The sequence below is a fragment of the Aquabacterium sp. genome (assembly GCF_004297345.1).
Lineage (GTDB): Bacteria > Pseudomonadota > Gammaproteobacteria > Burkholderiales > Burkholderiaceae_C > Aquabacterium.
Window position 1 is genome coordinate 1 of the sequence record NZ_SCTN01000556.1, and the last position, 7,867, is coordinate 7,867.

The 7,867-nt window shown below is 59.9% G+C and carries 8 protein-coding genes and 1 pseudogene; 6 read left to right on the forward strand and 3 right to left on the reverse strand.

What is annotated here, in order from left to right:
• The 3 genes and pseudogenes from EPO09_RS21310 to EPO09_RS21320 form a co-directional block, all read right to left on the reverse strand.
• Positions 1–962 (reverse strand): annotated as a pseudogene (locus EPO09_RS21310) (hypothetical protein); the annotation flags it as partial.
• A gap of 259 nt (positions 963–1,221) precedes the next feature.
• On the reverse strand, positions 1,222–1,851 hold the full coding sequence (locus EPO09_RS21315; protein ID WP_290646470.1) for a response regulator transcription factor: 630 nt from the start codon (positions 1,849–1,851) through the stop codon (positions 1,222–1,224).
• A 20-nt stretch (positions 1,852–1,871) separates the two neighbouring features.
• Positions 1,872–3,026: a response regulator gene (locus tag EPO09_RS21320; RefSeq protein ID WP_290646472.1), complete on the reverse strand. Its 1,155-nt coding sequence runs from the start codon at positions 3,024–3,026 to the stop codon at positions 1,872–1,874.
• Positions 3,027–3,297: 271 nt separating this feature from the next.
• Here EPO09_RS21320 and EPO09_RS21325 point away from each other — a divergent pair, with 271 nt between their 5' ends.
• From EPO09_RS21325 to EPO09_RS21350, 6 genes are all read left to right on the forward strand, one after another.
• Positions 3,298–3,750, forward strand: a complete 453-nt coding sequence (locus EPO09_RS21325; protein WP_290646474.1) for a hypothetical protein — start codon at positions 3,298–3,300, stop codon at positions 3,748–3,750.
• Positions 3,751–3,845: 95 nt separating this feature from the next.
• Entirely contained in the window at positions 3,846–4,208 is a 363-nt protein-coding gene (locus tag EPO09_RS21330) for a response regulator (protein ID WP_290646476.1), read from the forward strand.
• 46 nt (positions 4,209–4,254) lie between these two features.
• Positions 4,255–6,444: a chemotaxis protein CheW gene (locus EPO09_RS21335; RefSeq protein WP_290646478.1), complete on the forward strand. Its 2,190-nt coding sequence runs from the start codon at positions 4,255–4,257 to the stop codon at positions 6,442–6,444.
• Positions 6,445–6,464: 20 nt separating this feature from the next.
• Positions 6,465–6,941 (forward strand): chemotaxis protein CheW, encoded by a 477-nt coding sequence (locus EPO09_RS21340; protein WP_035039379.1) that lies wholly within the window; start codon positions 6,465–6,467, stop codon positions 6,939–6,941.
• 10 nt (positions 6,942–6,951) lie between these two features.
• Positions 6,952–7,410 (forward strand): cache domain-containing protein, encoded by a 459-nt coding sequence (locus EPO09_RS21345; RefSeq protein WP_290646480.1) that lies wholly within the window; start codon positions 6,952–6,954, stop codon positions 7,408–7,410.
• Positions 7,411–7,470: 60 nt separating this feature from the next.
• On the forward strand, positions 7,471–7,867 hold a 397-nt coding region (locus tag EPO09_RS21350; RefSeq protein ID WP_290646482.1), incomplete at its 3' end, for a hypothetical protein.

Here is a 7,867-nt window from a genome sequence, read left to right on the forward strand (position 1 = left end):
AAGGCTTGGCCGCCCTTGGGGACGGCGAACAAGGCGATGGGCGCGCTGTTGTAGCTCTGACCCGTCAGAAGCTTGTTGGTGACAGCAGCGGGTGCCATGTCACCGAGTTGCACGTAGTCGAGGATGTAGAGCCGCTTGCTGGCGATGGCCTCTGACAGGCTGTCGTCGTTGCCCATCACCTGTCGGTACTGGCTGTCCTGAAAGGGGAATTTGGCCGGGAGGGCGGTGTTCACGCGCTTGATCAGCATCGGGTTGGGGCCGGCTACCCGCAGATGGGCAAACACCTGATCGCTGTGCCATTCCTTGGCCATATCCGGCATGGGCATGGTGACGAACAAGGCGTCAAAGCGGGCCAGGCTGTCCTTGTCGCTGAAATCGCCCAGGCCTGGCCCATTGACCTGGCCTTGCACCAGCTTCACCAGCGTGGCCCACATGTCCGGTAACCGTGTGAGCGAGCCCTGAATGCGTTGCTGCAAGAGCGCCACTTCGGCCATGGTGGCCAGATCAGCCGAGGTCTGGCCGGCATGGGCTTGCAGCAACTGCTCGTGGCGCCTGTTCACCTCGGTGAACGTGACCTGCATGGCGTCAATTTGTTGCTGCAAGGCACCCAAGTCGCCTGCGTGGGCCGGATCGAGTTGCCGTGCCAAAGCGGTCAGGAAATTACCCACCAGCTTTAATATGACATCGACGACTTTCAGTAGCCATTCCAGCGAGGGTATTTCGTCCAGAGGCAGTCCGAATACCAATGGTGCACCCGCCAGATTGGGGGCGTTATAGGTCCAGTTATAGGCAATTTTCTTGCCCATCAAATCTGCCGCGCGGGTCAGGCCACCCAGCAGGTTGTCATATTGAGGCAGCGTGGGTTGCGGGGTGGGGAGCAGCCCCGCTGATGCTCTGGGGGCTGCGAGGCTGACACCCGCGCCCGCGCCCATCAACTTAAGCAGTGCTCTGCGTTCGCTCATGGCTTCTTTCCTGTGTTGTTTCACATAGCGGAAAGAAGTGTGTTGTGGCGTAATATGTCGGGATATCCCTTATTCAAGGGTTATTCGTATCAATTCATTTTCACCATGAAAACGGACAACTCATATTTACGGATATTGTTCGATGGTATTGATTCTATGGGTTTCCCATATTCTCATTATTGAATTTCGGTCAATATATGCAAAAAGCGCCAAACCGCATCTGCGGCTGGCGCTTTAAATCAAAAACAATGAGGTTTGTTTAAACCAGGCCGTTTCGAATGGCGTAAACGGTCAATTCGGAGTTGTTGGTCAGGCCGAGCTTTTCCAGCACCCGCGCGCGGTACACGCTTACAGTTTTGGGGCTCAGCAACAGTTGCTCGGCGATGTCCGACAGGCGCTTGCCCGATGCAATCATCACCAAAGTCTGCAGTTCCCGGTCTGACAGCTTCTGGTGCGCATCTTCCTGAGCCGGCGTGGTCAGGTTGTCGACCAGCATCTGCGCCATCTCGGGCGTCACGTACTTCTTGCCTTGCGACACGGTGCGCACGGCCGCCACGATCTGCGCGGCATCGCTGCCTTTGTTCAAGTAGCCTGACGCGCCGGCCTTGAGCGCTCGCATGGCGTACTGGTCTTCCGGGTACATGGAGACGACCAGCACTTTCAATGTGCTGCCTTCTTCCTTGAGCACATGCAGCACGTCCAGCCCGCTGCGGCCGGGCAGGTTGATGTCCAGCACGAGCACGTCACAGTTCTTGTCGCGCAGCAGGGTGCGCAACTCGCCGTAATCGGCTGCCTCGCCCACGACATCAATATCCGGCGCATCGGCCAGCGTGTCGCGGATGCCGCGTCGGATCAGGGCGTGGTCGTCGCAAAGAATGACTTTGATCATGGTCGGGCGTGGGTGATCGCTCAGCCCCAAACAGTGGGGTCGTCCGGGTCGGTCTCGTTGCTCGCTCCGAGGTTGTCCAGATCGGGCAGGAGACGGTCAATGAAACCATTCTCGGGGCCGGAGAGCGGCACGGACAGGATCAAGGTGGTGCCATCGGGATTGCTGCTGATGTCTACCCAGCCGCCCACCGTTTCGGCCCGCTCGTGCAGGCCACGGATACCGAAGGACCTCGCCTTGGCCAAGTCTTCCGCGCTCAAGCCTCTGCCATTGTCAGTCACTTCGATGGACAGGACGCCGCCAGCCAGCGTCAGATCGACGCTGACTTTGCTGGCCTGTGCGTGTTTGGAGACATTGGTGAGCGCTTCCTGCGCAAATCGGTAGGCCACCAGAGGCACACCAGGTGCCAGTTGCAGCTTTTCGTGGCTGGTGCGGAAGGCCACCTGCAGGCCGGTGCGCTTGGCAAACCGGTCGCTCATCCATTGCAGTGCGGCCACCAGGCCTTGCTCCAGGATGGCGGGGCGCAGGTTGTGCATGATGCGCTGGCTGGCCTCGTGGGCATGGCCCACCGATTCCAGCGCCTGCTGCACGCGCTCGGCGATCTCGGGTGAGCCTGCGTGGCGTGCAATCCAGGCCAGATCGAACTTGACGGCCGTCAGGGCGCCGCCCACGTCGTCATGGATTTCACGTGCGATGGCGGCACGCTCTTGCTCGATGCTGGTTTGCAAGTGCTGGGCGAGCTCGCGCAGTTGCTGGCGCGATCGGCTCAAAGCCAGATCAGCGCGCTGTTTGGCGATGCGGGTGCGGTTGGCCTCGATGGCCAGCAAGGCAGCAGGCGCCAGGCGAGCCAGGTTGCTCTTCAGTAGATAGTCATTGGCGCCGTTGCGCATGGCTTGCACGGCGATGTCTTCGCCGATTTCGCCTGACACCAGAATGAAAGGCACCAGTTTGCCCATGGAGCGGACCTTGTCCAGCGCAGCCAGCCCGGAGTAGCCGGGCAGGTTGTAGTCAGACAGGATCAGATCCCACTCCTGCTCCAGCGCCTCGATCAGTGCGGCTTCGTTTTCAACCCGGACGATGTCGGTGTTGATGCCGCCTCGGCGCAGGTGCACGGCAACGAGGGCATGGTCTTCGTCGTTGTCCTCCAGATGCAGCACGCGCAGCTTGACGGGGGCCATGGGTTGGTGGCCGGCTGGGGCCGGATCCGGAAGGGGGGACAGGTCGGACACAGCCTCTTCGCTCCTTTGATCTCGCGATTTACGCCAAGTTTGCCCGTGTCATTGTGAACATATGTCATCGGGAAATGCGAAAAATTCTAACAACTGGCAAAGCCGTGTGATCTTGTTGATATCGGTATTAAGGATCACCCTGATTTGGCCGAAAAGGTCCTTGAGCCAAGCCGTCTGGTGAAAGACGGCCAGTTTAGAAACCTGGTTGAGTGGAGCCAAGATGAGCTACGACGACGAATCCGTCGCTTCCCCGCCTCCCGAGATGCCTCTGCTGCTCGCTGCCGAGCTGCAGGACCATTTGATGACCGCCTCCAACGATCTGGAACGCTTGCAGCGCCTTCTGGACGATGCCTGTGTGGTGCTCATGGATGGCTTTCACGGAACGGCCGGGCAGTTGGGCGAGGTCATCGACCTGGGCCACGAGGTCACCCCCCATCTTCAAGCTGTGAGGCAGACGCTGTACAAGACCGTGACGGCCTTGCAGTTCCAGGACATGGCGACGCAGTTGATCGCCCACACGAACAAACGCCTGCGAAATTGTGCCGATCAGATTGCCCGGGATGCTCTGGGTGATGACGATCCAGATGGCGCAGCGGTTGTGGACGAAGCCCCTATGAAGCCGAACCCGGTCACCCAGGACGAGGTGGACGCGGGCTCGGTCGAGTTGTTCTAAAGAAGCCGTCCCACCAGCCGAAATACTGTCCGCCTATTGACTGGTTTACCCCTTTCAGCCTGCTAACAAGCCTTCACTAAGCACCGGAGAGCGACATGCACTCGATTCTTGCCGTCGACGATTCTGCATCCATGCGTCAAATGGTTTCCTTCACGCTCAAGAGCGCTGGCTACAACGTCGTCGAAGCAGTTGACGGCCAGGATGCCTACGAGAAAGCGCAAGGCCGCAGTTTCGACCTGGTGCTGACCGATCAGAACATGCCCCGTATGGACGGCATCAGCCTGACCAAGAAGCTGCGTGAAACCGCCCAGTTCAAGACCACCCCCATCCTCATGCTGACCACCGAGTCGAGCGACCAGATGAAGCAGGCAGGTCGCGCCGCCGGTGCCACTGGCTGGCTGGTGAAACCCTTCGATCCAAACAAGCTGATCGAAGTGATTCAGAAGGTGATCCGCTAAGTCACGCTGACACGTTCAGCGTCACGACGAATTCCAGGAGTCAGAGATGGCAGAAACAAGCACTGACAACAGCTCGGCAGCAGGCATTGACCTGAGCCAGTTCTATCAAGTCTTCTTCGAAGAAGCCGGTGAGAACCTCGAGAACATGGAGCAGCTCCTGCTGGAGCTCGACATCGAGGCGGCCGACGACGAGGAGATGAACGCCATCTTCCGTTGCGCCCACTCCATCAAGGGTGGTGCGGCAACCTTCGGCTTCAGCGACGTGGCCGAACTGACTCACCAGATGGAGACGCTGCTGGACAAGCTGCGCCGCCACGAACTGGTGCCAACGCCTCCGATGGTGGACGTGCTGCTGCAATCCGGCGACGCGCTCAAGGCCATGTTGGGCCGCCATCAAGGCTCCGGTGGCGAGGAAGTCGATACCACCGAGTTGTTGTTCAATATCCGTGCGATGGTGGCAGGTGAAGCGCCGCCAGCTGCTGCGAGTGCTCCTGCTGCTGCGCCGGTCGTCAAGGCTGAAGCGCCTGCCGCACCCGTCGCTGCCCCGGTTGCTGCCGCAGGTGCTGCGCCGACCACAGGCAAGCGCATCGTTGAATTGCGCGTAGGCCCGCTGACCGACATGTCGCAAGCCGACAATCTGGTCGATCTGTTCAAGGAAATCACCGACCTGGGCACCATCGAGCCGCTGCCCGATGACCCCTCGCTGGCCAACACCCGCCGCTACAAGGTGGACACCGCTTCGGCCGAGTCCGACCTGATGGACCTGTTCACCTTCCATGTGGCGCGTGAGCAAGTGGCTTTCCTGCCCTACGGTGATGCAGCTGTGGCAGCCGCACCTGCCGCGCCCGCCAAGGATCCTGGCTACGGCTTCTTCGAGCCTCTGGAAGAGGCCAAGCCTGCCGAGCCTGTGGCCGCTGCCCCTGAAAAGGGCTACGGCTTCTTCGATGACGCGCCCGGTGCACCTGCGGGCAAGCCTGCTGCCGCTGTGGCAGCCGAACCTGCACAACCCAAGCCTGCCGCAGCACCGGCCAAGCCAGCCGCACCCAAGGCAGAGAAGCCCGCTGCTGCACTGGAGGCCTCCACCATCCGCGTGTCGGTGGAAAAGGTCGACCAACTCATCAACCTGGTGGGCGAACTGGTGATCACCCAAGCCATGCTGGCGCAGAACAGCCGAGGCCTGGACCCGGTTGTCTACCAACAGCTGGTCACCGGCCTGACCGATCTGGATCGCAACACCCGCGACCTGCAAGAAGCCGTGATGTCGATCCGGATGATTCCGATGTCGACGGTGTTCAGCCGCTTCCCCCGCATGCTGCGCGATCTCGCCAACAAGCTGGGCAAGAAGGTCGAACTGGTCACGCAGGGTGAAGCCACCGAACTGGACAAGGGCCTGGTCGAGAAGATCACCGATCCGCTGACCCACCTGGTGCGCAACTCATGCGACCACGGTGTCGAAATGCCGGCTGACCGCCTGGCCAATGGCAAGCCTGAAGTGGGCACCATCACCCTGGCTGCTTCGCACCAGGGCGGCTCCATCGTGATCGAAGTGCGTGACGATGGCCGCGGCCTGTCTCGCGAGAAGCTGCTGCGCAAGGCCCGTGAAAAGGGCATCGATGCGCCAGACAGCCTGACCGACTCCGAAGTGTGGAACCTGATCTTCGCCCCCGGCTTCTCGACAGCCGATGTGGTGACCGACGTGTCTGGCCGCGGTGTCGGCATGGACGTGGTCAAGAAAAACATCACCTCGCTGGGCGGTACGGTCGAAATCGATTCAGCCGAAGGCTACGGCATGCGCGTGGCGGTTCGCCTGCCACTGACCCTGGCCATCATGGACGGCATGAGCGTGGGCGTGGGCGAAGAGGTCTACATCCTGCCGCTGTCCTCGGTGGTCGAGTCCTTCCAGGTCAGCCAGGAAATGGTCAAGACCATCGGCGGCTCGGGTCGTGTGGTCGAAGTGCGCGACGAGTACATGCCGGTGATCGAGCTGGAGAAAGTCTTCCAGGTGCCCCGATTCGATTGGGAGCACAACAGCGGGATCATGGTGGTCGTCGAAGCAGAAAGTGGCCGCGTGGCCTTGCTGGTCGACGAACTGCTGGGCCAACAGCAAGTGGTGGTCAAGAACCTCGAGACCAACTACCGCAAAGTCAACGATGTATCGGGCGCCACCATCATGGGTGATGGCCGAGTGGCCTTGATTCTGGATGTGGGCAGCCTCGTGCGTCGCTCGCGTCACTGAGTTACACAGGAGACCATGCAATGGGCATGATGGAAAAACTGGACGTGCAGGCCGATCTGGCACGCGAGTACCTGACCTTCCGCCTGGGCGATGAAGAGTACGGCATCGACATCCTGAAGGTGCAGGAAATCCGTGGGTATGAAAACCCCACACGCATCGCCAATGCGCCGCACTTCCTCAAGGGTGTGGTCAACCTGCGCGGCACGATTGTCCCTATCGTTGACCTGCGTATGCGCTTTGGCTGCTCGTCAGCAGAGTACAACGCCTTCACTGTGTCCATCATCCTGCACATCGGGCAGCGCACCATCGGTGTGGTGGTGGACTCGGTCAGCGACGTGATGGAAATCCCCGCCGAGGCCATGCGCCCTGCGCCTGAAATGACTTCTGCCATCGAGGCGACCTACATCCGTGGGCTGGCTCAGGTGGGTGAGCGCATGGTGATCCTGCTGGACATCGAAGCCATGCTGATGAGCCAGGACATGGGTCTGGTCGACTAAGGAGATGGATATGAACAAACTCAATCGCGCTGTTGTACTGTCCTTGTCTGTGTTGGCCGGTGCTGCGTTTGCCGCAGATGGCGGGGCCAGCAAGGAAGACGCCGTGGCCATGGTCAAGAAGGGCGTGTCTGCGATCAAATCCGCTGGTGCTGACAAGACCTATGGCGAGATCAGCGACAAGGCCAACACCACCTGGCATCACCAGGATCTGTACCTGACGGTGTATGGTCTGGATGGCACGGTGAAGGCCCACGGTGCCAACAGCAAGATGATCGGCAAGAACCTCATCGAGTTGAAAGACATCGATGGCAAGGCTTTCGTCAAGGAACGCATGGATCTGGCCAAGGCGCACAACACCTTCTGGCAGGACTACAAGTTCACCAATCCAGAGACCAAGAAGATCGAGCCCAAGAGCATGTATTGCGAGAAGCTCGATGAAACCGTCGTGTGCGGCGGCATCTACAAATAAGACAGCCACTTGAATCCTGGCGCTCCTTGTGGGCGCCAGCTTTCTTTCAGGAGTGAACGCATGAAACTGCGCACCCAATTGTTGACCGCACCGGCCGTGGCCTGTGCGGTCTTGTTTTTGGCGCTCCTGGGGTTCGTCGCCGTGATGACCTCGTTTCAGCAGCGCATCCATCAGGCGCATGACGACAGCACCAAAGAGCAGGTGGCCATCACGGGCGCTCAAGAAAAGCTCGCTGATGTGCATGTGATGTTGTATCGCTCCATGACGATCATGTCGTCGTTGGGCGATGAGCAGATCAACGCATTCAGGGCCAGTATCCCGGTGCGCGTATCGCAAGCGCGTCAGGTGGTGATTCAACTGCTATCTGACTCGGATCGTCACTCTGACGCCGCCAAGGTGTTCGAGAAGCAGTCACAGGACTACGTGAAATCTGCTGACATGGCTGTGGACATGGCTG

Bases quoted from the DNA above. Each gene is read 5' to 3' on its own strand.
- EPO09_RS21315 (WP_290646470.1), bottom strand. From the start codon at position 1,851: ATGATCAAAGTCATTCTTTGCGACGACCACGCCCTGATCCGACGCGGC.
- EPO09_RS21320 (WP_290646472.1), bottom strand. From the start codon at position 3,026: ATGGCCCCCGTCAAGCTGCGCGTGCTGCATCTGGAGGACAACGACGAA.
- EPO09_RS21325 (WP_290646474.1), top strand. From the start codon at position 3,298: ATGAGCTACGACGACGAATCCGTCGCTTCCCCGCCTCCCGAGATGCCT.
- EPO09_RS21330 (WP_290646476.1), top strand. From the start codon at position 3,846: ATGCACTCGATTCTTGCCGTCGACGATTCTGCATCCATGCGTCAAATG.
- EPO09_RS21335 (WP_290646478.1), top strand. From the start codon at position 4,255: ATGGCAGAAACAAGCACTGACAACAGCTCGGCAGCAGGCATTGACCTG.
- EPO09_RS21340 (WP_035039379.1), top strand. From the start codon at position 6,465: ATGGGCATGATGGAAAAACTGGACGTGCAGGCCGATCTGGCACGCGAG.
- EPO09_RS21345 (WP_290646480.1), top strand. From the start codon at position 6,952: ATGAACAAACTCAATCGCGCTGTTGTACTGTCCTTGTCTGTGTTGGCC.